A 25,176-nucleotide genomic window follows, 5' to 3' on the forward strand; every position below is an offset into this window, starting at 1 on the left:
GGTGGTCAGGCGGGTCGGGCGACGAGCAGGTGATGTGGAATCGGCGGACCGGCCAGCCGCTGATGGTCGACGGTGCAGCCAGCGCGTTCCAGTGCGGCGATCACCTCGGCCACCGGCCGCAGCGTGAAACCGTATGCGGTGAACGGCATTTTCGCCATCGCATCCGGATCGCCGATGCCGACGACCAGGCTGCCGCCGGAACCGATTACGCGCACGAGTTCCCGACAGGCGGCATCCAGGTCCGGCACGAAGTAGATGGTGTTCACGGTGATGGCGGCATCGAGTGCATTGTCGGGCAGCGGCAGTGCGGTCATCGGACCATCCGCGAGTCGCATTCGGCCCGAATCTATTTCGCTGGCGAACTCGGCCCGCGCCCGGGCCAGCATGTCCGGGGAGATCTCGAAACCGTGCACCGTGCCATTGGCGCCGACGCGCTCGAGCAGCATGGAAAGCCCTGCGCCGCCGCCGAATCCGATATCGGCGACCGTCGCGCCGGAGGTGATTCCGGCCGCCGCCACCGCACCCGCGATGGCGCGATGGTTACCGCGATTGAGGATGAAGGCGAAGCCCTTGCCGAGCGTCCCGTGTGGGTTGCCGAGCTGACCCGCAATCGTGGACAGGACACGGTCCCGAATACTCATGGCGGTCATCGTATCGACCGGCATTGGCGAATCGGATATGACAAGACAGACCGAATGGACCGCTGATTTCGTATGAACTTGGGTAACTCGTCGGGTACGTCCAGAACTCGACCTACACACCACCGCCGGTCCGCGACGGCAGGGGCGCGGTTCTCGAGGATCAGCAAGAGGCGCGGAGAGGCGGGGGAGCAGACTGGCCCGATGCGCGCACCGTTGGCTCTGCTCGCCGCCGCGGTTCTGGCACTCGCCCCGGCCGGCACGGCCGATGCGGCGGGATCCTGGGGTCCGCTGGCGCCGCCCAATCCGTATCTCGGCCCGCTCGGGACCGCGACCATGCACGGTGACGCCGGATCCTCGGATGCGACGCCCCTGGCCGGGCCCGGTACCGGCGGGATTTCGGTGGCCGCATACCCGTTGGCGTCGGCATGTCCGACCCTGCTGCAGGGTTCGGACAACCTGGTTGTCGCGCTGTGTACACCCGTCATCGGCCAGACCCCGACCATCCATCTGCTCGATCCGTCCTTCGGCGGTCCGGTCGGCACGCCGCTTGCCTCGCTGGAGATCGCCAAGGGCAGTCTGCTCGGCGGCGTCTACGCGTACCTCGACAATGCCGACCGCCTGGTCATCGTGGACGGCAACCGCACCCTGCTCCGGGTCGGCCACGCGCGCGACGCGGCGGGCAAGTGGCGGTTGTCGATCGCCTCGTCCACCGATCTCGGCTCGGTGATTCCGGAGGGCGACAACGTGACCGGATTGGTGCCGGACTGGTCCGGCAATGTCTGGTTCGCCACCGGCAAGAGTGTCGTCGGGCTGGTGACGCCCGCGGGTGCGGCGGCCGCCATCGCACTGCCCGCGGGTGAGTCGGTGGCCAACAGCATTTCATCGGCACCGAGTGGCCGGGTCGCGGTCGCCACCACGCACGCGCTCTACGAACTGCACGCGGATGCGGCCGGACGGCCGGAGATACTGTGGCGGGCCGCCTACGATCGCGGGTCGGCACGCAAACCGGGACAGCTCAGCTGGGGCACCGGCTCCACGCCGACCTATTTCGGGCCGAACTCCGGCGCCGAATATCTGACCATCGTCGACAATGCCGACGGACAGGTCCACGCCTTGGTCTTCCGTTCCGGCAGTGGGCAATTGGTGTGCTCGCAACCGGTGCTCACCCGTGGCGGCGCGGGTAGCGAGAATTCGCCCGTCGGTATCGGGCACTCCATCTTCGTCGCCAGCACCTACGGCTATCCGTACCCGACCGTCCCCGAGGGCGCGGGTCCGGCCGTCCCGGCCTCCGCACCATTCGTCGGGGGTATGACCAGGGTCGATGTCGACGACACCGGCTGCACCACGGTGTGGGACAACACCGTTCGCAGCGCGGCCGTCCCGCATCTGTCCACCGCCGACGGCTTGCTCTACACCGTGACGCGCGTCGGTCTCGACAGCACCACCCCGCTCGACGGCTACGTGTTCACCGTCGTGAATCCGGATACCGGCGCGGTGCTGTCGAATCGGCCGTTGGCCGGAACCATTGTCGACGACCCGCTGCAGACCTCACCGTTGATCACCCACGACCGCAAGATTCTGCAGGGCACGGTCACCGGAATCCTGCGCATCAGCTGACGCGCGGGTCACCGGCCTTCGGCCCGGTGGCCAGACCCCGCTCGATGACCGCGAGGGTGCGCCGTATCGCCTGGTCCTTGCCCGCGTCGTCGAGGTCGTCGAGTACGCCATCGATAATGAGCGAGGCCATGCCGTGCACCGATGACCAGGCGGCGTATTCGGCGTCCGGCCGGTCGGCGGGATCGAGGAATCCGACGGCGACGAGTTCGTCGAGGACTCCGGCGAGCAGTTCGAAGGCCGGAGACGGTGTCTGCTGGTCGCCGCAGAAGGCGGTGCGGAACAGGCCCGGCTCGCGCAGTGCGAAGGTTATGTAGCCCCGGCCGACCGCTCCCAGTCGGGTGATCGGATGCGCTTGCGGCTCGAGACCGGCCATCGTCTCGGCCATTGCGCCGAACAGCGTCCGCTGGGCCTGTTCCTGCGCCGCATCGAGCAATTCCTCGTGATTGGTGAAGTGCCGATAGGCCGCGGTCGGCGTGACACCGACGTGGCGGGCGGCGGCGCGCACGGTCACCGCTTCGGGACCGCCGGTTTCCGCGAGCTCGGCGGCGGCGCGCACCAGGGCATTGCGCAGGTCGCCGTGGTGGTACGGGCCGGTCCGGGCGGCGCGCTTCATGGCTACTTCCGAATCTGTCATCACATCGATGTTGACACCCGCACACATCTCATGGCAAGTTAACACCCATAAAGTTTACGCATGACAACATGCACGATCGGAGACAGGATATGTTCGAAAAACTCGGCAGATTAGTCGTCGACCACGCGCGCTGGATTCTGGTCGTAGGCGCGCTCGCCCTCGTCGCGGGCGGTGTGGTCGGCGCGACCGCCTTCAGCAAGATGCAGCCCGGTGGCCAGGAGGATCCCAGTTCCCAATCCAGTGCCGCGGTAGCGCAACTGGCCGATAAGTTCGGCGCCGACACCGACTACGTCTTCCTGGTCGAGGCGAAGCAGGGGACGGTCGACGGCGATGCGGTCGCCGCCGTCGGCCGCGAACTGGCCGGGCGACTCGCGGCCGATCAGCGGCTCATCAATGTCGTCTCGTACTGGGATACCGGATCCCCGGCCATGCGCTCATCGGATGGCACCGCCGCCGTGGTCCTGGCGGGCAACGTCGATAAGAAGACCACCGATAAGGAGAAGTCCGCCGCCGCGATCGTCGACGCCTACCGCGCCGATGGTCCGATCGCGCAGATCAAGGTCGGCGGCGGCACCGCGATCTTCCACTCGATCACCCATCAGATCGGCAAGGATCTCGGCCTCGCGGAAGCCGTTGCAGTGCCATTGATTCTGGGGCTGCTGGTGCTGGCCTTCGGCAATGTGGTCGCGGCGTTGCTCACCCAGGTCGTGGGTGGAATCGCCATTCTCGGCACCTTCACCGAACTCTCGATTCTCGGTTCGGTCACCGATGTGTCGATCTATGCGGTGAATCTGACCACCGGGCTCGGGCTCGGTCTCGCGGTGGACTACGGGCTGCTGATGGTGAGCCGATTCCGCGAGCGCCGTGCGGCCGGTGCCGAACCGGCCGATGCGGTGATCTCGGCGGTATCCACGGCCGGACGGACCATCGCCTTCAGTGCGGCCACGGTTGTCGCCGCGCTGTCGGCGCTGGTGATCTTCCCGCAGTACTTCCTGCGCTCGTTCGCCTACGGCGGCATCGGCGTTGTCGCCATCGCGGCCTCGGCGGCGGTGGTGGTCTTGCCCGCACTGCTCACCGTGCTCGGTACGCGAACCGATGCGTGGCGGGTGCCCGGCGTCCGCGGGATCCGCGGTGACGCCACCCCGTTCTGGGCCGGAGTTGCCGGATTCGCGATGCGCAGGCCGCTGCTGGCCGGTGTGCCGGTGGTGGCGGTGCTGCTGCTCGCGGCCACGCCGCTGCTGCATGTGCAGTTCGGCACGCCCGACGATCGGGTGCTGCCGACGAGTACCGAGGTGCGTCAGGTCGGCGACGCGATGCGCACGGACTTCGGCGGCGGCGATGTCAACGCGCTGTCGGTCATCACCGAGACCGGTGTCGCCGCGGGCCCGCTCGCGGACTACGCGCGCACACTGTCGCGGGTCGAGCACGTCACCCAGGTCGATTCGAGCGCAGGCACTTTCGCACACGGCGAGCTGGCGGCCAGCACACCCGCCGATGCCCGATTCGCCCGTCCGGACGCGCAGCGGCTGACGGTGCTGACCGATCTGGACCGCAACTCCTCGGCCGCCCGCGATCTGGTCGATCGGGTGCGCGCGGTGCCCGGTCCGGGTGGTGCGAGTGCCTTGGTCGGTGGTCAGGTTGCCGAACTGCGCGACAGCCTGGCATCGATCGGCGCGAAACTGCCGATCGCGATCGGGTGGATCGTGCTCACCACCTTCGCGCTGCTGTTCCTGTTCACCGGCAGCGTCGTACAGCCGCTGCGCGCACTGCTGTCGAATGTGCTGAGCCTGGCCGCCACACTCGGGCTGATGGTGTTCATCTTCCAGCAGGGACACCTGTCCGGAGTGATCGGTTTCACCCCGGCGCCGCTGGATGTCTCGATGTTGCTGCTGCTGTTTTGCATCACCTTCGGTCTGTCGATGGACTACGAGGTCTTCGTGATCAGCCGGATCAAGGAATTGCACGATCGCGGGGTGTCCACGAAGGAGGCTGTCATCGAGGGGCTGGCTCGGACCGGACGCTTGGTGACCACCGCCGCGGCGCTGATTTCGATCAGCTTCCTTGCCTTCACCAGCAGTGATGTCCGGTTCATCCAATTCTTCGGGCTCGGTGCGGGTTTGGCGATTTTGATCGACGCGACGCTGGTGCGCGGCGTGCTGGTCCCGGTGGCGATGCGACTGCTCGGCCGGGCGGCCTGGTACGCGCCCAAGCCATTGCAGTTGGTACACCGTCGGATCGGTCTGGCCGAAGCCTGAGTTCGGCTCGCGAGGCGGCCCCGCATGGGAAATGCGGGGCCGCCTCAATGCGTGGTGATCGCCTGCCGCAACATCGTTTTCGCTCGATTCCGCGAGGTTGGACAGCAAGGGTGGCGGAGATCACAGAACCCATTGTGGTTGCGGTCGAGGTGCTGACCATGGCCCGATCCAGTCGTCGGGCAACCACATCTCCCCAGCTGGTTAATCATGATCTTGACCGGATGTAAGTCCATCTTGAAGCGTTGCGACTAGGTATGGATCACGTTAATTACCCGGTAAACAAACCTGAGGTCGCTTTTAGTTCATCCAACGGTCAGTTAACGCAATTATCGACCAAAGAATCCGCAGGTCGTGGCCGTGTTCGCTGAACATTGGGTGATCTATGTTTGCTATCCAGCTAATCGTTCGAAGAATGTTTGTCGCTAACCGTAGGTTTCCTTATCGTGATCTGGTATCGCGCCCCGGAGGCCCTGCGCGATCCCCGGTTTGGGTGATCCAGATCACTGCCAAAAGTTTGCTGGATGTATGAAAAACCATGTGCCCACATGGGTTTGCTGGGGTGCTGCTTTATACGCTTGACCTCGGCGGGGAGGGTTGCATCGGGATAACGATTGTGTAGAGTTGACGGTAACGCTGGCCGCAGCTGAGCTGGACTCGCTGCGGCCAGCGGAACTCAATTGGGGGAGTTCGAATCTCGTCCGGAACGTAGCGTTGCTACCGATTGCCCGGACCCATTTCACTCATCGTGTGCTCGGCGTTGTCTGCCAGAGTTCCGCGACATCGGCACCGGGCAAACCCAATTCGGCCGCGGCCCGGGCGTCCTGTTCCAGCGCGGCCCGGCGACCGACCACGAAGACGTAGCCGAGAAACAGTGCCTCCGCGACGAATCCGATGCCAACCTTCACCGGTACGGGTAGCGCACTCGGCGTCACGAAACCTTCGAGCAGACCGCAGACCAGCAGCACCGCGACCAGGCCCAGCGCCACCGTCGCGGTGGCCCGGCCCTGACGCGCCACCGCCTCCAACCGACTCGACCGACCCGGATCGATCAGCGTCCAGCCCAGTTTCAGTCCGACACCGCCCGCGACGAAGACCGCGGTCAGTTCCAGCGTGCCGTGCGGCAGGATGAACCCGAAGAACGCGTCGAGCCGACCGGCATCGGCCATCAGGCCGCCGGTCAAGGCCATATTCAGCGCGTTGCCGAACAGCAGATACACCGCTGGCAGGATCAGCACGCCGGTGAACAGCACCATCGCCGTCACCCACGCATTGTTGGTCCACACCTGCGCGGCGAACGCGTCGTGCGGATGTTCGGAGTAGTAGGTCTCGAATTCCCCGCCGGGTGCGGTGAGCCAGTCGTTGTCACCGGTGACGCCGAACACATCTCGGGCCGTACCGGATCCGGATATCCAGACGGCCAAACCGGTGGACACCATGATGCAGACCGCGGCCACCGCCACCCACCACGGCCACGACCGGTACAGCGTTGCGGGAAACCGGTGCGTGAAGAACCGGCCGACCTCGTGCCACGCATCGATGTTGGTACCGAGCACCCGGCCGCGCGCCTTGGTCAGCAGGGCACTGAGTCCGGCGATGAGTTCCGGGTCCGGACTGTGCGATTGCAGGCGGGCCAACTGCTGTGAGGTGCGCCGGTACAGCGCGACCAGTTCGTCGGCCTCGGCACCGGTCAGCTTACGGCGCCCGGCCAGATAGTCCAGGCGATCCCACGCCCCCCGCTGTGCGTAGCTGTATGCGTCCACGTCCATTGGTTGCCTCCCATACCGCCGGTCGGAAGAATGCTATCGACATGGCTGAATTCACCACCGGCGAAGCGGTTGCACTCGAGCTGCCGATCGCGCGGATCCCGACCAGGGCCACCGCGTTCCTCCTGGACGTGCTGGTGCAGGTCGTGCTGGGCAGCATGCTGCTGTTCGGCCTCGGCCTGATACTCGCCTTCACCGCCGCCGACTCCGCGTGGTTCAGTACGGCGATGATCACCACGATCGTCGCGACGCTGGTCGGCTATCCGGTGATCTGCGAAACCCTCATGCGCGGACGGACCATCGGGAAGTTGGCGCTCGGACTGCGGGTGGTGCGCGGCGACGGCGGGCCGATCGATTTCCGTCATGCCCTGACCCGTGGTCTGGCCGGTGTGATCGTCGATTTCTGGATGTTAGGTGCGTTCGGTGCGGTCGGCGTGGTCACCTCGATGTGCTCGCCGAATGCGCGCCGGGTCGGCGATGTGCTCGCGGGCACGGTTGTCGTGCACAGCCAGCGCCGCGTGCCCTTCCCGCTGCTGGCCGTCGCGCCGCCCTGGCTCGTCGCCTGGTCCGGTCAGCTGGACCTGTCCGGGATCCAGGAAGATCTAGCACTCGCGGTGCGCCAGTACCTGTCTCGCGTCAACACCCTCAGCCCCGCCGCACAGGCGAGCCTCGGCCACACTCTGCTCGTCGCGGTCTGCGACCGGCTGCAGATTCCGGTACCGACCGGCTACCCACCGGTCCAGATCCTCGGCGCGGTCATCGCCGAACGCCAGCGCCGCACCCTCGCCCCGATCATCACCCCGATGGTGATGGCGGGCCCGCGCCCGATGCCGATCGCCCACACGAGCTAGCGTCGCGTCCAGACAGCTCCTGCCGTATCCGCACCAGAACGCGAGATAGCAATCCGGATTCGGATGATGCCCTGGCCCAGAATCGACATCGAGGCCAGGGCAGCGCGCGAACCGCCGAACGATGGCGGGGTCACATGGTGCCGGACTGCTTGAGTTCGAGGTATTCATCGGCCAGGGCCTCGGGCAGGCGTTCCGGGGATGCCGCAACGACGGCTATGCCCATGCGGCGCAAAGATTCCTGGACCAGGGCGCGTTCGGCGAGTAGGGATTCGGCGGCGGCCGCGGAGTAGAGGTCGGCGAGGGTGGCGCGGTTGGTGGCGGCCGCGGCGACATCGGGGTCGGTGACCGAGACGATCAGGACGCGGTGGCGCTGGGCCAGGGTCGGCAGGACCGGGAGCAGATTCTCTTCCACCGCGGCGCCGTCGAGACTGGTGAACCAGACCACCAGGCTGCGGCGGCGGGTGCGCTGAATGGCCGCGCGGACCAGGCCGGCGCTGTCGGTGTCGACGAGTGCGGGGGTCACGCCCGCCACGGCATGCATGAGTTTCAGCTGCAGGCGGCGACCGCCGACACCACGCACTTCGGTGCGGACCCGGCGGTCGAAGGCGAGCAGGTCCACCGAATCGCCAGCGGCGGCGGCGAGTCCGCCCAGCAGCAGGGCCGCCTCGATGCTCGCGTCCAGGCGGGTGCCCGCCCCGACGCGGCCCGCACTGATACGACCGGTGTCGAGCACCATCAACATGTGCCGGTTGCGCTCCGGACGCCAGGTGCGCACCAACACGTCGGCGGCGCGGGCGGTGGCGCGCCAGTCGATGGCCCGGACGTCATCGCCAGCGACATATTCACGGAACGAATCGAATTCGGTGCCCTGGCCCCGCAGATTCGCGACATTGCGGCCCTCGAGATGTTGCAGCCGCTTCACTTTCGAGCGCAGCAGCCGTTCGCTGCGGAATTCGGGCAGTGCGCGCACCCGAGCGGGTACGGTTTGGCGGCTCTGCCATCCGGCCATGCCCAGCAGGCCGAACAGCCGCACCGTCACCGGACCGGCGACCCGGTCACCGCGGTAGGTCGGCGTCAGCGTGGTGTGTACGCGCAGGCGGGTATTCGGCGGCAGATCCAACCGGTGCGCGCGGGTTTCGGCGCGGGTGCTGCCCGGCCAGTCGTCCCACAGCCGCCCGCGCACGGTGCGGGTGCCGTTGTTCACCACGGCGAGTTCCACCTCGGCGGTGCGGCCGAGCCGGATCACCGTCAGCGGCTCCCTGGTCAGCGTGAGGTCACGCGCTCGGGCCACCGTGCCCAGATCGAAAAGGACCAGGGCGGCAAGCAGACTCGTCATGAGGACGACGCCGAGCCAGGATGGCAGGACGAAGCCGACGAACAGTGCGAGCACCGCCGCCGTCGCGGCGAGCCGACCGGTGACGACCACGGGCTACACCGGAACCGGAACCGACAGCAGCAGCGACGACATGACACCCTCGGTCGTCACACCGTCCAACTCCGCCTCGGGCCGCAGGTGTAGGCGGTGCCGAAGAGCCGCAACCGCAACCGATTTCACGTCGTCCGGGGTGACATAGCCCCGACCGTTCAGCCAGGCGAAGGCGCGTGCGGCGGCCATCAACGCCGTCGCGCCTCGGGTGGACGCCCCGTGCTGTACCGCGGGGGAGTTACGGGTGGCCCGGCAGATGTCCACCGTGTAGGCGAGCACCTCGGGGCTGATGGTGACCCGGGTGATCGCCGCCCGCGCCGCGGCGATATGCGCTGGACCCGCGACCGGGCGCAGACCGGCGGCGGCCAGATCACGCGGATCGAAGCCACCCGCATGCCGCTGCAGAATGCGGAATTCGTCATCGCGACCGGGCAATTGGATATCGACCTTGAACAGGAACCGGTCCAGCTGCGCCTCCGGCAGCGGATAGGTGCCCTCCTGTTCGATCGGGTTCTGGGTGGCCACCACCACGAATGGGTCCGGCAGCGGCCGCGGCTTGCCGTCCACCGAAACCTGGCGCTCCTCCATGGATTCCAGCAGTGCCGATTGGGTCTTCGGCGGCGTGCGGTTGATCTCGTCGGCGAGCAGCAGATTGGTGAAGACCGGCCCCTGTCGGAAGGTGAATTCGGTGGTATGCGGGTCGTAGATCTGCGAACCGGTCACATCACCCGGCATCAGGTCGGGGGTGAACTGGACCCTGGCGTGTTCCAGATCGAGGGCCGTCGCCAGTGCCCGCACCAGCAGCGTCTTCGCCACGCCCGGTACACCTTCCAGCAGCACATGGCCGCGGCAGAGCAGTGCGAGCACCAGGTACATGATCGCGCTGTCGTTGCCGATCACCGCCTTGCCGATTTCGGCACGCAGCGCGGAGAATGCTGCGCCTGCCTCCTCAGCGGTGGGGATGTGGTTGGTGTCCGTGCTGGTCATCCGACCTCCGCCTCTATCCATTCGAGTTGTGTGGCAACGAGTTGCAGGGTGCTCGCATCGGGCACCGGTCCGTACAGTGCGGCGCCGATCATGGCCGGATCGGATCTGGTGCGCTCGGCGATGGTCGCGACCAGTCGATCAGGTGTGATATCGGCGCCGATGCCGAGCATCGGGCGGATGCGGCGCAGCGTCGCGGCGCGCAGCCGGGCGGCGACGTGTTCATGGTCCTTCGACCGGCGATACAGCGCGGCCTGGCCGCCGAGCAGTTCATTCGCCGCCACCTCGACCGGCCTCGGTTCACCGACCAGCGCACCACGGCGCCGGGCCCGCCACCACACCACAAGTGCGGCGGCGATGAGGAATTGGAGTCCGCCGAAGGCCAGCGGTACGGGCAGTCTGCCGAATATGGAGTCCTTGCCAGTGCCGAAGCCCGAATCGTCGCGGTTGTCATCCGGGTAGTGGTCGGGATGTTTCGGCGGCGGCAGATCCGGCGGCGTCGGCTTGTGCGGTGCGGGTGCGGCGCACGAATTCAACACGGCGTACAGCAGTACGACCAGCGCAATGGCGGCGAGCAGCGCCGCCCAGAATTTCGGATTGCGCAGCAGATCGGGCAGCGGCGGAAGTTGTCGACGGGTCTTGGTCTTTTCGGTGACCGTCGCCTCGGCCGGTTCCGGTGCTGGCGGTGGTGCGCTGCGGGAGTAGCGGTCGGCGTATTCGAGTCGGCGGTATTCGTCCTCGGTTGCGCGGCGGCCGCCGTAGACGACCTCGTCGAAACTGTGTGCGGCCGGATGTAATTCGCTCGCGGCCTCGAGCGACAGCGCGGTTGTCGCATCGTCCGCGGTTTCCCGCGCGGTCCGCGAGCGGCGCACCTCGAGCATGCCGCGCTGTTCGAGGCCGCGCAGCAGCGCGCGGAATCGCTCGCGCAGCGCGGTGTCGAAATCGCGGTGTAGCGCGGCGTTCTCGGCGGCGTCGCGGTGATCGTCCGCGGGACCCAGACGCGGCGGCGGCGGTGCTGTGGGCTCGCCCGATATGCGTTCGGTGCGGTTCGGCGCCCGGCCACCGCCGCTCCCCGATGCTTCGCTCATCGCTTTTCCGTCCCGGGAACCCGGATATCCAGCCCCTCGCGACGGCACCGGCGATCCACATACGAGACCACCCGCGTCGCCGACTCGATGACCTCACCAAAGGCGATGATCAATAGCGCCGCCGAGGTGAGCAGCACGATGACCTGCCAGCGATGGGTGCCGGTGAAATCCGCGAGATACCACGGAATGCCGAGCAGCGGCACGGCAATCAGGACCAGCAGCGCGCGGCAGGTGAGCCACAGCCCGGTTATCGACGACTGCGCGCCCTCGACCAGCAGTTTCGAGCGCGCGACTGCCCCGGCGTGGGTAGTCCGCTCGACAAAGATGACCGGCACCGCGACGAACCGTCCGGCCCGCAGATAGCCGAGCCAGATCAGCGCGAGCGGATAGGTGATGATCAGAATGCTGCCGCCGACCAGTACACCGACGCCGACCATGGTGTACATCACCTGGAACACCAGCAGCGGACCCGCGACCGCAGCCACCCGGCCGAGCGCGGTGCGCCACCCGATCGGAGACCTGGCGACCGTCGCCAGCCCGACGGCGACCGTCATGCCGCGCAGCAGGAACCGCAGCAGCCAGGCACATGCCGCGGTGGCCAGGATCGCCGCCCACGCGGTGCCCGCATCGGAGCCATCGGTCAGCCAGGAAATCCCGCCGGTGATCCCGACGACCACCAGTTCTGCGAGGACCAGCCCGATCGCGGTGGTACCGGCCAGCACCACGATATTGGCCTGGATCAGCGCGAACGGCTCGTCCAGCAGTTCGCGGAAGCTCAATGGGCGGATCGGCACCGTCGTTCCAGGGGACCCTGGCACCGGATCGTTCCCCGCCCCGACGGCACCGGCCGACTCGGCGGCTGGTGACACGCGGCCGAGTCTAGCCGTCGGCGACCTGCCAGGCGGGGCGCAATGTCCCGATCCTGCGTCGGGTCAACGCTCGAGCAATCGGTCCACGACCTTCCGATAGCGCGCCGGGTCGACCTGCGGCAGGCCGAGCAGAGCCCGCAAGTAGACACCGTCGCCGACCAACCGGATGATGTCGGCCCGCACTGGATCGTCGATGTCCTTGTCCAGCCCGTCCGACCAGCTGTCCATCATGTCGGACAGCGCCTGCTGCACCTCATCGGTCTCCGGCCCGGAATGGGCATCGATGGTGCGCATGGCCGCGACCATCGACCGGAACAGCGCCAGTTCCAGTGCGTCCGCGGCATTGCCCGGATTCGGGGTCTGCAGGTACCACTCGGCGACCGGCGTGCCCTTGGCGACGGCGGCGTCGAGTTGTTGTTCCGCGCGTTCGCCGAGTCGGCGCACCAGACCGGCGAGCAGGGCGTCCTTGCTCTTGAAGTGATACAACAGCCCGCCCTTGGAGACCCCGGCGGTCGCGGCGACATTGTCCAGGGTCACCTGGGACATCCCCTTCTCCAGCAGCAGGGTTTCGAGCGCGTCCAGGATCCGGTCGCGAGTGTTTGCCGTCACGTCCGTGACTATACCGGCTGGACGGTAAGGTCGATTTCCTGTACCGTCTGGACGGTAAGAAGACCCGCGACGGAAATCGAGAAGGCGATGACCACACAGCTCGAGAAGGACACCGGGGCCGGGCTCGTCCCGCCGCGCGCCACCATGCGTGATTGGGCGGGCCTAGCCGTACTTGCGCTCGCTCTGCTACTGCTCGCCGTCGATGCGACCGTGCTCGACCTCGCGGTGCCCGCGATCAGCGCGGAATTGGCGCCGAGCACACCGCAGCTGCTGTGGATCATCGACGTCTACTCGTTCGTTCTGGCCGGACTGCTGGTCGTCATGGGCAATCTCGGCGACCGGATCGGACGGCGCCGACTGCTGCTGTTCGGCGCCGTCGGCTTCGGACTCGCCTCGGCGCTGGCCGCTTGGTCGGTGAGTCCGGAAATGCTCATTGCCGCGCGCGTGCTGCAAGGTGTCGCGGGTGCGACCCTGATGCCCGCGACCCTGGGTCTGATCCGGTCGATGTTCCTGGATCCGCGGCAGCGCACCGTCGCCATTTCGGTCTGGGCCGCGATGGCCGGTGGTGGCGCGGCGGCGGGTCCGCTGCTCGGCGGCTGGCTGCTCGAGCACTACTGGTGGGGTTCGGTATTCCTGGTGAACCTGCCGGTCATGCTGGTGCTGCTCGCGGTCGGTCCGGTGCTCATTCCGGAATCCCGCGACCCACGGCCGGGGCCCTTCGATCTGCCGAGCGCGGCGCTGTCCATGCTGGCGCTGGTGCCGGTGGTGTACGCGGTCAAGGAATCCGCGGCGCACGGAATCAATGTGCGACTGTCGGTGATCGGTGCGATCGGTGTGCTCGCCGGTGTGCTGTTCGTGCGCAGGCAGCGCGGTCTCGCACATCCGATGATCGATCTGAAGCTGTTCGCACTGCCCAGGTTCCGCACCGCGGTCCTCACCAACCTGCTCGCGGTGTTCGCGCTGGCCGGTGTGCTGTTCTCCGGCTCGCAGTACCTCCAACTGGTACTGGGCCATTCACCGATGCGGGCCGGACTGCTCCTGCTGCCCGGACTCGCGGCCAGTGTGTTCGCCGCACTGGCGGCGGCGTGGTTGGTTCGGGTGCTGCGTCCCGGTGCGGTGCTCGGCGGCGCGCTGATGCTCGCCGCGGTCGGTTCGGTGCTGTTGCTGTGGCTGAGTCCGGAGTCGGCGACCAGTACGGTGCCGTTCGTCCTCGGGTTCCTGTGCATCGGTACGGGTGTCGGTGTGGCGCTGACGGTTTCGTCGGATCTGGTGGTCAGCTCGGCTCCGGCGGAGCGGGCCGGTGCGGCCGCCGCGGTATCGGAGACCGCCTATGAGACCGGTATCGCACTCGGTGTCGCGGTGCTCGGCAGCGTGACCATGGCGGTTTTCCGCGGCGGACTCGATCTGTCCCAGGTGCCGGGCGACCAGATCGGCACGGCTTCGGAATCCCTCGGCGGCGCCACGGAATTCGCCCGTCAGCTACCGGAATCGGTGACGGATGGATTCCTGGACTCAGCGCACGAGGCCTTCGTCTCCGGTGTCCACGTCGCCGCGATCGGCATGGCCGTGGTACTGCTGATCGCCGCGGGGATCGCGTTCCGGCTGCGTACGGCTCGTATGTAGTTCGGGCCAAATGAATCGATGCACGGGCCGTCGTCTGCGGATGTCGATATTGCCACCATTGGTATGGCCGGGACCTGATCGCATTCCGGCTGTGGACGTCTGGTGCGCATCGGCCTAGCGCGGTAGAGATTTCGCCCCTGTTCCGTCTTCCGGAGCAGGGGCGATTTCATATAGCAAGCCGACCGGTCTGAATCGTTTACTCGATCTAAGGGCGCCGACGTACCGTCTACGCCCAGCTCTCGCTCCAGGCCCGCGGGCCAGGTCGACGACCTCGTCGTCATCCAGCGCCGGTCGCGATTCGAGGCCGCCGATCACCTCGCGTCCTGGACAATGGTGCTGACCAGCTGCTTTGTCATTCTCCGGTATTACTGTCCGATTCAGAACACCTGTCCGGTTCTGTGTATATGTCCAATATCGGATAAAGGGTGCGGATCCGGTTATGCAGTCCGACGGGCTGATCCGGCTCCGGCAGTCCCAATCGAGTCGACGTGACGCGCCGCACAGCATGACTGACTCGCCAATGTCGCGCCTCGGCCAATTCACCAGCGGCGGTGGCTTCCGACGTGACCAGGCGTTGCAGATCGTTCTCGGCGAGTTCGCAGAGGCGCGCAGCCTTATTGACCGCGTTGCCGATGACCGTGAATTCGTTGCGCTGGTGCGTGCCGAAATTACCCGCGCCGACGCAACCCGCGGCCACTCCGATGGCGGCGATGAAGTCGCGCGCCCGTACGGTCAGGCGGTTTCGGAGCAGCACCGGCATCGGAACTGTTCGCGGCCTGGCCGATCCCAAGTTGTCTCGCGCCTTGGAGCGCACGGCCGTCCTTACAAAGTCCGGCGGGACACATGAGCAGCAGGCGACGCATTATCGGCCCTGATCTGCCGTCCACCGCCGCTCCCGTGTGCAGGCATCGAACCAACCGCTCAGCCTCGTTCATCGGTCTGCTGGAGCGGATACGCAACCGGCCGATCGGATGAGTCCGCGTGAGACCCGTCTCGGTGGCAAGTCAGTTGGCGGGCGGGAGTTCTCGCGGGCCCCGGCGGCCGGGAAGTTCGTTGTGTTCGCGGGCCGGGAGCTCGCCGTGGTGCTCGGTTGGGGGAAGGCCGTAGCCCTGAGGTGCGGCGGCTGAGGGTAGGGCCGAGTAGCGCGGATCCGGTGCGTACTGCGGGTAGTCCGCGTGGACGACGGTGGCGGCCACGCGCTGGGCGTGCCAGGAATCGGGTGTGCCGGGCGGCAATTGGTAACCGGGCGCAGCGGGGTGACCCATGGCCGGTGGGTGCGAATCCTGGCTGTCCACGGTCACCTTGCGGGTGCGGCGCAGGGTGAAGGTGATCTCCTCGACCTCTTCGAAGGCCTGCCGCGCGGTGCGCAGCGGGTGAGTGGCGGTGTCGATCGCATTCGCGACGAACGAGGGGACCAGCGGCCGGATCAGGCGGGCCGCGGTATCGGTGAACGGCACGGTGCCGATCAGCGGAAGTTCCAGTCCGCCGCCCTTGGGCGCGGTGGGTGCGCTCGACGCGACATGCGGCACCACTGCACCGGCTCCGCTGGTCGGCGCCAGCGCCCCCGGGCTGACGGTCGCCGGTAGGTTCGGTGTCACGATGCCTTCCTGAGACACGGGGCCTTCCTCTCGGTTGCCAGCCGGTGCGGCTGATAGTTCGCCACGATGCTGGTTTTCATCCAGGCGTTGCGGCTCGGTAATGCCGATCTCCAGTCCGCCGATGGCGGCGATGATCCGGGTGCGCTGGTGCTCCCGGTCGATGGCGGCATCGGCCTCGACGGCAAGTCGGGCGGCGGTCAGCTGTTGTTCGGCACGCAGATTTTCGGCCTCGACCCGCACCTCGGCGCGCTTGACCGCGATGGCGGCATCGGCGCTGCGTTCGGCTTGGTCCTGCACGGTGCGGTAGGCCAGCCGCCGATCGAACGAGGTCTCGCCGCGCCACCACCGCAGGATCAGCGGCAGCAGTGCGAGCAGGACGAAGGTGACGATGGTCAGCACCCGCAGCAGGAACGCACCCGCCGCGTCGGTCGTGTAGTCGTTCATCACCAGCCAGCGCGCGCCGAGGCCGCGATCGGCATCGGCGAAGGCGGCCGAACCGGCCCCGGCGACGGCCTTCTGGTCATCGGCGACCCGCCGGTCCAACCCGGCGACCCGGCCCTGCGCCGCGGCCAGTTGCTTGCGTGCATCGTCGAGCATGTCGTTGGCGGTCTGCGATTCGGGTCCGCGGCCCGGCACACCGGTGATCCTGGTCTGCGGGCATTCCGGTGTCGGGTGGTATTCGCAGCGGGCGATCACCAGTGCGTGGTCGATATCGGCCTGCGCCTTGGCGATCGTCTGGTCCAGCGCGGCGCGATCGGCCGTACTGCGCCCGAGTTCGGCGTGCGCTGCGACCACCGCGGGGGCGGAATCGACCGCACGCTGGGCCTTTTCATCCAGCAACCGGTCGATGGTGCCGCCGAAGAGCACCGTCGAGGCGAGTTCGGCGATCAGCACCCCGGCCAGGACCGCGATCGCGATCCGTCCGGCCAGACCGCGGCGGTCCGGCCCGCTGGCGGGGCGCGCGGTCGCCAGCGCGCGGGCCAGTGCACCGGTCAGCAGTGCGACGACCAGCGCGACGAGGACGATCGCGAGTAGCGGCATGGCATCGGCCGCGGCCAGTGCGAGCGTGGTGACCAGCCCGGCCACCGTCGCGAACAACAGCACGACCGTCCCGGTTACGGCGTATCCGGCCCGCTCATGCGGGTAGTCGAGTGCTGTCCCATCCTGTTCGCGCCCGAGACCTCCGCCGAGCCAGGTGAACAAGCCGGTGACTGTCATGGGACCCCACATCCTCTACATCCCAGTCATGGTGGCTGCACAGCTAGCGACTGTTTGCAGGTCGCTCGAAACGATCAGCGAAACTGTCACAGATTCGTTGTCACAGCGTGACAGGCGCGGCGGCGACACACCGAATGAGGCACCGGGGATGTGGTCAGGCTCACAGAAATTGGTCCGCCACCCGGACTTGGGCACGCGCTCACCCTTAATCTGACGTAGGTGACCGGATCGGAACCGGCAGGCGGACGGGGTGTTGCGAATGTTTTTCCGAGGTTCGGCAAGGGTTTTGGTGTGTGTGGCGGCGGCCCTGCTGATGGCTGCGCCCGACAGCCGCGCGCAGACACTCGACGACGGCCCGTCCCTGGATCGCATTGTCGCGCTAGTGACCGAACGCCTCGATACCGCCGATGCCGTGGCCGCGGCCAAATGGGCGGCGGCCGCGCAGAACGGCGGCCAGCCCTCGATCGACGATCCGGTACGCGAGGCGCAGGTATATGACGCGATGGCGCGCCTCGGGGCCGAGCGCGGACTACCGGAAACCTGGATCCGCCAGGTGTTCTTCGGGCAGATCGAGGCCAATAAGATCGTCCAGCGCGGCCTGGTCACCCGCTGGCGCTTCGATCCGGCCGCAGTGCCGAGCGCGCCGCCGGATCTGGCCGCCGTGCGCCCGGTGATCGACCGGGTCAATGTGGAGATCGTCGACCAACTCGCCCTGCGCCGTGCCGAGCTCACCGGACCGAACTGTGCCGAGCGGCTGGCACCGTCGGTTTTCGGGGTGCTGACCTCGGGACGTGCCGACGCATTGCATCAGGCCGCGCTGGTCCGGGCGGCCGCCGCACTGTGCGGCCCTTAGTTCGATGTGACGAAGGACACATGCATTTTGGCACGGATACGTCCCTGCTCGGAAATGTGTTGTATCCCACTTGAATTCGATTGCTGGAAATGTGCTGAATTGCACAGAAAGCAAAACAGTCCGGACGGTCGGATCGGATCGTGCGCTTGTCACGCCCCTGTCTGAAATGTCTCATCCAGCCCGCTGACCGGTTAGCCACCGCGGATCGGGTTTGCGCCGTGGGAAGCAGGGGAAATCCACTTCGGTGCAGGTGAGCGCAGGTTCTCGGGTGCGCTGTGCGCCGCGCCGCGGTTTCCTGTCCGCCCCTTGTCGCTGGATGGCACCGGGTGTCAAGGGGATCGATACCGGCGTATTCGCTGCTTTACACTGGACAACGCGCACACGTGGAGGACCGATTGAAGAAGCCCAGCTGAAGCTGGTTATTAGCACAACCTAAGTTGGTTGGGTCCCGGACCTGACTTATCGTTTGCTCTTACGCCGAACACATAACGTTCGGCACTATCGCCTGCTCGGGCTCGGTGAATCCGGAGCCCAAGCGTAGCGGGCGAGCACCCGCGCGGAGGTAAGGAACACGTAAGCGTTCCGTTACCGACGAGCACCCATACGTCACAGCAGCGGGTGGACAACTGGAGACGTGACTGCACGAAGAAGACCATCAGCGCGGCTGGTTTCGCAACGTACAGGCGCAGTCTTGACGGAGGCAATCGACGAAAGGGCCCCCTTTCCCATAGGCCGATTTCATCGATGCCGACTTTCTTGAAGGCAGAGGCATGACGCAACTTCCTGGCCACAGGTCCCCCGGACCCATCGGGCTCTATGACCCGGCGAACGAGCACGACGCCTGCGGTGTCGCATTCGTCGTCGACATGTACGGCCGCCGCAGCCGCGACATCGTCGACAAGGCTATTACGGCTCTGTTGAATCTGGAGCACCGCGGTGCCGCAGGTGCCGAACCCAATAGTGGTGACGGCGCGGGCATCCTGATCCAGGTCCCGGACCGGTTCTTCCGCGCCGTGGTCGATTTCGAGTTGCCGCCGGAGGGCTCGTACGCCACCGGTATCGCCTTCCTGCCGCAGGCCCGCCGCGAGGCGACCAAGGCCGCCTACGGCCTGGAGCGCATTGTCGAATCCGAGGGCCTCGCCGTGCTCGGCTGGCGCGACGTGCCCACCGACGAGTCCACCCTCGGTGCCCTGGCCCGCGATGCCATGCCGACCTTCCGGCAGATCTTCATCGGCTCGCCGAAGGGTTCGGCCGAACAGCTGTCGGGTATGGACCTGGAGCGCCGCGCCTACGTCGTGCGCAAGCGCGTCGAACACGAGCTCGGCAAGGCGGGCGCGGGTGAGGGCTCGGTCGGCAAGGAGTCGGTGTACTTCCCGAGCCTGTCCGGTCAGACCTTCGTCTACAAGGGCATGTTCACCACGCCGCAGCTGCGCGCGTTCTACCTGGACCTGCAGGACGACCGGGTGGAGTCCGCACTCGGCATCGTGCACTCGCGCTTCTCCACCAACACCTTCCCGTCGTGGCCGCTGGCCCATCCGTTCCGCCGGGTCGCGCACAACGGTGAGATCAATACCGTCACCGGTAACGAGAACTGGATGCGGGCCCGCGAGGCGCTGCTGCGCTCGGATGTCTTCGGCATCGACGAGGCGGGCAACAACCGCCTGCAGAAGGTCTTCCCCGTCTGTACCCCGGGGGCGAGCGATACCGCGCGCTTCGACGAGGTGCTGGAACTGCTGCATCTCGGCGGCCGCAGCTTGCCCCACGCGGTGCTGATGATGATTCCCGAGGCCTGGGAACGCAACGAGAACATGGACCCGCAGCGGCGGGCCTTCTACCGCTATCACTCGATGCTGATGGAGCCGTGGGACGGCCCCGCATCGGTGTGCTTCACCGACGGCACCGTGGTCGGCGCCGTACTCGACCGCAACGGCCTGCGGCCCAGCCGCATCTGGGTCACCGATGACGGCCTGGTCGTCATGGCCTCCGAGGTCGGTGTGCTCGATATCGATCCGGCCAAGGTGGTCAAGAAGGTCCGGCTGCAGCCGGGCCGCATGTTCCTGGTCGACACCTCGCAGGGCCGCATCGTCGGCGACGAGGAGCTCAAGAGCCAGCTCGCCGCCGAGCACCCTTACCAGGAGTGGCTCGACGCCGGTGTCACCAAGCTGGCCGATCTGCCCGACCGCCCGCACGTGCACATGTCGCACGATCGCGTGCTCATCCGTCAGCAGATCTTCGGATACACCAATGAAGAGCTGAACCTGCTGATCTCGCCAATGGCCAAGACCGGCGGTGAGGCGCTCGGCTCGATGGGTACCGATACCCCGATCGCGGTCCTATCCGCGCGCCCGCGCCTGCTCTTCGACTACTTCTCCCAGCTGTTCGCGCAGGTGACCAACCCGCCGCTGGACGCGATCCGCGAGGAAGTGGTCACCAGCCTGCGCCGGGCCCTCGGCCCGGAGGCCGATCTGCTGCATCCGGGACCGGAGTCCTGCCACCAGATCACCATCCCGCAGCCGATCCTGGACAACGATGAGCTGGCCAAGCTCATCCACATCAACGACGACGGTTCGCATCCCGAGCTGCGCTCGGTGGTCGTGCACGGTCTGTACCCGGTGAAGAAGGGTGGCAAGGGCCTGCGCAAGGCGCTCGAGGCCATCAACACCCAGGTCTCCGCGGCGATCGAGGGCGGCGCGCGGATCATCGTGCTGTCCGACCGCGAGTCCAATGAGAAGCTGGCGCCGATCCCGTCGCTGCTGCTGACCTCGTCGGTGCACCACCACCTGGTGCGCGAGCGCACCCGCACCATGGTCGGCCTTGTCGTCGAGGCCGGTGACGCCCGCGAGGTGCACCACATGGCCATGCTGGTCGGCTTCGGCGCGGCCGCGATCAACCCGTACATGGCCTTCGAGACCATCGAGGATCTGCTCGAACGCGGTGGGCTCCAGATGCCGGGCAGCACCGGCGATCTGGCCGCCGACTACGGCAAGGCCGTCGCGAACTACAACAAGGCCGCGAGCAAGGGCGTGCTGAAGGTGATGTCCAAGATGGGCATCTCCACCATCGCCTCCTACACCGGTGCGCAGCTGTTCCAGGTCATCGGCCTGTCACAGGAACTGGTGAACGAGTACTTCACCGGCCTGCGTTCGCATCTGGACGGCATCGGCCTCGACGAGATCGCCGCCGATGTGGCGGCCCGGCACACCGTGGCATTCCTGGAGAACCGCAACGAGCGCGCACACCGCGAGCTCGAGGTGGGCGGCGAATACCAGTGGCGGCGCGAGGGCGAATACCACCTGTTCAACCCGGACACCGTCTTCAAGCTGCAGCACGCCACCCGCAGCGGTCAGTACTCGATCTTCAAGGAGTACACCAAGATGGTCGACGACCAGTCCGAGCGGCTGGCCTCGCTGCGCGGCCTGTTCAAGTTCAAGACCGGTGAGCGCAAGCCGATTTCGATCGACGAGGTCGAGCCCGCCAGTGCCATCGTCAAGCGGTTCTCCACCGGTGCAATGAGCTACGGCTCCATCTCCGCCGAGGCGCACGAGACCCTGGCGATCGCAATGAACCGACTCGGTGGTCGCTCGAACTCCGGTGAGGGCGGCGAACATCCGGCGCGCTTCGAGGTCGAGGAGAACGGCGACTGGCGGCGTTCGGCGATCAAGCAGGTCGCCTCGGGTCGCTTCGGTGTCACCGCGCACTACCTGACCAACTGCACCGATATCCAGATCAAGATGGCGCAGGGCGCCAAGCCCGGTGAGGGCGGCCAGCTCCCGGCACACAAGGTGTACCCGTGGGTCGCCGAGGTGCGGCACTCGACGCCGGGCGTCGGCCTGATCTCGCCACCGCCGCACCACGACATCTATTCGATCGAGGATCTGGCGCAGCTGATCCACGATCTGAAGAATGCGAACCCGCAGGCGCGGATTCACGTGAAACTTGTTGCCGAGCCCGGTGTCGGCACCGTTGCGGCCGGTGTGTCGAAGGCACATGCGGACGTGGTGCTGATCTCCGGTCACGACGGTGGCACCGGTGCCTCGCCGCTGACCTCGCTGAAGCATGCGGGTGGTCCGTGGGAACTCGGTCTGGCCGAGACCCAGCAGACGTTGCTGCTCAACGGACTTCGCGACCGCATCGTTGTGCAGGTCGACGGCCAGATGAAGACCGGCCGCGACGTGATGATCGCCGCGCTGCTCGGTGCCGAGGAATTCGGTTTCGCCACCGCGCCGCTGGTGGTCTCGGGCTGCATCATGATGCGGGTCTGCCACCTCGACACCTGCCCCGTCGGTGTCGCGACGCAGAATCCGGTGCTGCGCGAACGCTTCACCGGCAAGCCGGAATTCGTCGAGAACTTCATGCTGTTCGTCGCCGAAGAGGTTCGGGAACTGCTGGCGGAACTGGGCTTCCGTACCCTGGACGAGGCCATCGGCCGGGTCGATATGCTCGATACCTCCAAGGCCAAGGAACATTGGAAGGCCAGCAGGCTGGACCTGTCGCCGATCCTCGACGATGTCGAGACGGCCTTCATGCGTCAGGACCGGTACTGCACCAAGGCCCAGGACCACGGCCTGGACAAGGCGCTGGACGTGCAGTTGATCGCGCAGAGCGCCGATGCGCTCGAGCGTGGCCAGGCGGTGAAGTTCGAAACCAAGATCACGAACGTGAACCGCACCGTCGGCACCATGCTCGGCCACGAGGTGACCAAGCTCTATGGTGGCGCGGGCCTGCCCGATGACACCATCGACATCACCTTCACCGGTTCCGCGGGCAACAGCTTCGGCGCCTTCGTGCCCGCCGGCATCACGCTGCGGGTGCAGGGCGATGCGAACGACTATGTGGGCAAGGGCCTCTCCGGCGGCCACCTGATCGTGCGTCCGTCGCTGAACGCACCGGCCGACTTCCTCGCGGAGCAGAACATCATCGCGGGCAACGTGATCCTGTTCGGCGCCACCAGCGGTCAGGCGTTCATCAACGGTGTGGTCGGCGAGCGGTTCGCCGTGCGCAACTCGGGCGCCACCGCGGTGGTCGAGGGCGTCGGTGACCATGGCTGCGAGTACATGACCGGTGGCCGGGTGGTCATCCTCGGTGAGACCGGCCGCAACTTCGGCGCCGGTATGTCCGGTGGTGTCGCGTTCGTCTACGACCCGAACGGCACCTTCGAGGCCAGGCTCAACCCGGAGCAGGCCGATGCCGTCGAGCAGCTCGTCGGTGACGACTTCACCTGGCTGCACGACATCGTCACCCAGCACCGCGACCAGACGGGTTCGGCTGTCGCCGAACGCATTCTGAGCGACTGGTCACAGCAGGTGAACCACTTCGTGAAGGTTATGCCGCGCGAATACAAGAAGGTTTTGCTCGCGATCTCCGAAGCCGAGAAGAACGGCACGGACGTCGACGAGGCGATTATGGAGGCGGCACGTGGCTGACCAAGGAGTTTCAAAGATGTCGACGAGGCGCTGTGACCATTCGGGGGCGGCACGTGGCTGACCAAGGAGTTTCAAAGATGTCGACGAGGCGCTGTGACCATTCGGGGGCGGCACGTGGCTGACCCGCAAGGATTTCTGAAGCACACCAAACGGGAACTGCCGACGCGTCGTCCGGTTCCGCTGCGCCTGATGGACTGGAAAGAGGTCTACGAGCAGGATTTCTCGCACCAGACCCTGCAGACCCAGGCCAGCCGGTGCATGGACTGCGGTATTCCGTTCTGTCATAACGGCTGTCCGCTGGGCAACCTCATCCCCGAGTGGAACGACCTGGTCTTCAAGGGCCAGTGGCGGGAGGGCATCGACCGGCTGCACGCGACCAACAACTTCCCGGAGTTCACCGGGCGGCTGTGTCCGGCGCCGTGCGAGGCGTCCTGTGTCCTCGGCATCAACCAGGATCCGGTGACGATCAAACAGGTCGAGGTCGAGCTCATCGAGAACGCCTTCGACGAGGGCTGGGTGACCCCGGTCTACCCGACCCGCCTCACCGGTAAGAGGGTCGCCGTTGTCGGTTCCGGTCCGGCCGGTCTTGCTGCCGCACAGCAGCTGACCCGCGCCGGTCACACCGTGACCGTCTTCGAGCGCGCCGACCGCATCGGCGGTCTGCTGCGCTACGGCATCCCGGAATTCAAGATGGAGAAGCGCTTCATCGACCGCCGGCTGGCGCAGATGGAGGCCGAGGGCACCATCTTCAAGACCGGTGTGAACGTCGGTGTCGACATCACCGCCGATGAACTGCGCGCGCGGTTCGATGCGATCGTGCTCGCCGGTGGCGCCACCCTGGCCCGCGACCTGCCGATTCCGGGCCGTGATCTGGACGGCATCCACCAGGCGATGGACTTCCTGCCCTGGGCCAACCGGGTGCAGCTCGGCGACGATGTCACCGATGAGAACGGTCTGCCGCCGATCCACGCGAAGGACAAGAAGGTCGTCATCATCGGTGGCGGTGACACCGGCGCCGACTGCCTGGGCACCTCGCACCGGCAGGGTGCGGCCAGCATCCACCAGTTCGAGATCATGCCGCGGCCGCCGGAGGAGCGTGCCTCCTCCACTCCGTGGCCGACCTACCCGCTCATGTACCGGGTCTCCTCGGCGCACGAGGAGGGCGGCGAGCGCGTGTTCTCCGTGAACACCGAGCGTTTCGTCGGCGCGGACGGCAAGGTCACCGCGCTGGAGGCGCACGAGGTCAAGATGGTCAACGGCCGTTTCGAGAAGGTCGAGGGCACCGACTTCACCCTCGAGGCCGATCTGGTGCTGCTCGCCATGGGCTTCACCGGACCCGAAAAGCCGGGCCTGCTCGAAGGTTTGGGTGTCGGCTACGACCAGCGCGGCAATGTCCAGCGCGATAAGAACTGGGCGACCAATATTCCCGGCGTCTTCGTCGCCGGTGATATGGGCCGTGGCCAGTCCCTGATCGTCTGGGCCATTGCCGAGGGTCGCGCCGCGGCCTCCGCGGTCGACAAGTTCCTCGAAGGCGAGACCGCGCTGCCCGCGCCGATCGTCCCGACGGCGGTCGCCCAGCGCTAATACCTCTCTTACCGGAGCGGAGAAGGGCGCCTGTGGACTCGAGTCCGGCGCGGTATTCCGCACCGCCTTGCACGGCCGCTGCGACCAGCGACCCGAATTGGTGCGCACCGCGCTGCCGCTCCGGATGGCCTTGCCCGCGG

Annotated in this window: 18 protein-coding genes; 8 read left to right on the forward strand and 10 right to left on the reverse strand. The window is 66.8% G+C overall.

What is annotated here, in order from left to right:
* Positions 1-5: 5 nt before the first annotated feature.
* Positions 6-641: a class I SAM-dependent methyltransferase gene (locus ACWEO2_RS35610; protein ID WP_452409373.1), complete on the reverse strand. Its 636-nt coding sequence runs from the start codon at positions 639-641 to the stop codon at positions 6-8.
* Positions 642-842: 201 nt separating this feature from the next.
* On the opposite strand from ACWEO2_RS35610, the gene ACWEO2_RS35615 reads away from it, so the two are divergent.
* Positions 843-2,258 carry a hypothetical protein gene (locus tag ACWEO2_RS35615; RefSeq protein ID WP_452409374.1) on the forward strand — a complete coding sequence of 472 codons (1,416 nt, stop codon included), beginning with the start codon at positions 843-845 and terminating at the stop codon, positions 2,256-2,258.
* Here the strand turns inward: ACWEO2_RS35615 and ACWEO2_RS35620 are convergent.
* Positions 2,251-2,892: a TetR/AcrR family transcriptional regulator gene (locus ACWEO2_RS35620; protein ID WP_452409375.1), complete on the reverse strand. Its 642-nt coding sequence runs from the start codon at positions 2,890-2,892 to the stop codon at positions 2,251-2,253. The two genes, ACWEO2_RS35615 and ACWEO2_RS35620, sit on opposite strands and share 8 nt — an antisense overlap.
* An 89-nt stretch (positions 2,893-2,981) precedes the next feature.
* On the opposite strand from ACWEO2_RS35620, the gene ACWEO2_RS35625 reads away from it, so the two are divergent.
* Positions 2,982-5,147 (forward strand): MMPL family transporter, encoded by a 2,166-nt coding sequence (locus tag ACWEO2_RS35625; RefSeq protein WP_452409376.1) that lies wholly within the window; start codon positions 2,982-2,984, stop codon positions 5,145-5,147.
* Positions 5,148-5,887: 740 nt separating this feature from the next.
* Here the strand turns inward: ACWEO2_RS35625 and ACWEO2_RS35630 are convergent.
* The gene (locus tag ACWEO2_RS35630; RefSeq protein WP_452409377.1) at positions 5,888-6,913 is read right to left on the reverse strand and encodes a stage II sporulation protein M; all 1,026 of its coding nucleotides are present in this window, start codon (positions 6,911-6,913) and stop codon (positions 5,888-5,890) included.
* A gap of 41 nt (positions 6,914-6,954) precedes the next feature.
* On the opposite strand from ACWEO2_RS35630, the gene ACWEO2_RS35635 reads away from it, so the two are divergent.
* Positions 6,955-7,761, forward strand: a complete 807-nt coding sequence (locus ACWEO2_RS35635; protein ID WP_452409378.1) for an RDD family protein — start codon at positions 6,955-6,957, stop codon at positions 7,759-7,761.
* A 130-nt stretch (positions 7,762-7,891) separates the two neighbouring features.
* Here the strand turns inward: ACWEO2_RS35635 and ACWEO2_RS35640 are convergent, their stop codons facing one another.
* From ACWEO2_RS35640 to ACWEO2_RS35660, 5 genes are all read right to left on the reverse strand, one after another.
* Positions 7,892-9,187 carry a DUF58 domain-containing protein gene (locus tag ACWEO2_RS35640; protein WP_452409379.1) on the reverse strand — a complete coding sequence of 432 codons (1,296 nt, stop codon included), beginning with the start codon at positions 9,185-9,187 and terminating at the stop codon, positions 7,892-7,894.
* A gap of 3 nt (positions 9,188-9,190) precedes the next feature.
* Positions 9,191-10,195, reverse strand: a complete 1,005-nt coding sequence (locus tag ACWEO2_RS35645) for an AAA family ATPase (RefSeq protein WP_452409380.1) — start codon at positions 10,193-10,195, stop codon at positions 9,191-9,193.
* Positions 10,171-11,259: a DUF4129 domain-containing protein gene (locus tag ACWEO2_RS35650; protein ID WP_452409381.1), complete on the reverse strand. Its 1,089-nt coding sequence runs from the start codon at positions 11,257-11,259 to the stop codon at positions 10,171-10,173. The genes ACWEO2_RS35645 and ACWEO2_RS35650 overlap by 25 nt, the downstream gene beginning before the upstream one ends.
* Complete coding sequence (locus tag ACWEO2_RS35655) at positions 11,256-12,128, reverse strand: hypothetical protein (RefSeq protein ID WP_452409382.1); 873 nt, start codon at positions 12,126-12,128, stop codon at positions 11,256-11,258. The genes ACWEO2_RS35650 and ACWEO2_RS35655 overlap by 4 nt, the downstream gene beginning before the upstream one ends.
* Positions 12,129-12,191: 63 nt before the next feature.
* Entirely contained in the window at positions 12,192-12,737 is a 546-nt protein-coding gene (locus ACWEO2_RS35660; RefSeq protein WP_452409383.1) for a TetR/AcrR family transcriptional regulator, read from the reverse strand.
* Between the two features lie 87 nt (positions 12,738-12,824).
* Between ACWEO2_RS35660 and ACWEO2_RS35665 the strand changes: the two genes are divergently transcribed.
* Positions 12,825-14,360 carry an MFS transporter gene (locus tag ACWEO2_RS35665; RefSeq protein WP_452409384.1) on the forward strand — a complete coding sequence of 512 codons (1,536 nt, stop codon included), beginning with the start codon at positions 12,825-12,827 and terminating at the stop codon, positions 14,358-14,360.
* Between the two features lie 352 nt (positions 14,361-14,712).
* On the opposite strand, the gene ACWEO2_RS35670 is transcribed toward ACWEO2_RS35665, so the two are convergent.
* The gene (locus ACWEO2_RS35670) at positions 14,713-15,120 is read right to left on the reverse strand and encodes a hypothetical protein (RefSeq protein WP_452409385.1); all 408 of its coding nucleotides are present in this window, start codon (positions 15,118-15,120) and stop codon (positions 14,713-14,715) included.
* A gap of 244 nt (positions 15,121-15,364) precedes the next feature.
* A complete protein-coding gene (locus ACWEO2_RS35675; RefSeq protein WP_452409386.1) occupies positions 15,365-17,176 on the reverse strand; it encodes a DUF4407 domain-containing protein in 1,812 nt (603 codons plus the stop codon).
* A gap of 259 nt (positions 17,177-17,435) precedes the next feature.
* Between ACWEO2_RS35675 and aroQ the strand changes: the two genes are divergently transcribed.
* The 4 genes from aroQ to ACWEO2_RS35695 all read left to right on the forward strand — a co-directional run.
* On the forward strand, positions 17,436-18,029 hold the full coding sequence (gene aroQ, locus ACWEO2_RS35680; protein ID WP_452409387.1) for a gamma subclass chorismate mutase AroQ: 594 nt from the start codon (positions 17,436-17,438) through the stop codon (positions 18,027-18,029).
* A gap of 770 nt (positions 18,030-18,799) precedes the next feature.
* The gene (gene gltB / locus ACWEO2_RS35685) at positions 18,800-23,452 is read left to right on the forward strand and encodes a glutamate synthase large subunit (RefSeq protein ID WP_452409388.1); all 4,653 of its coding nucleotides are present in this window, start codon (positions 18,800-18,802) and stop codon (positions 23,450-23,452) included.
* Positions 23,453-23,566: 114 nt separating this feature from the next.
* Entirely contained in the window at positions 23,567-25,036 is a 1,470-nt protein-coding gene (locus ACWEO2_RS35690; RefSeq protein WP_355189452.1) for a glutamate synthase subunit beta, read from the forward strand.
* On the forward strand, positions 24,936-25,176 hold a 241-nt coding region (locus ACWEO2_RS35695), incomplete at its 3' end, for a hypothetical protein (protein WP_452409389.1). The genes ACWEO2_RS35690 and ACWEO2_RS35695, both read left to right, overlap by 101 nt.

The sequence above is a fragment of the Nocardia sp. NPDC004278 genome, from assembly GCF_053602975.1.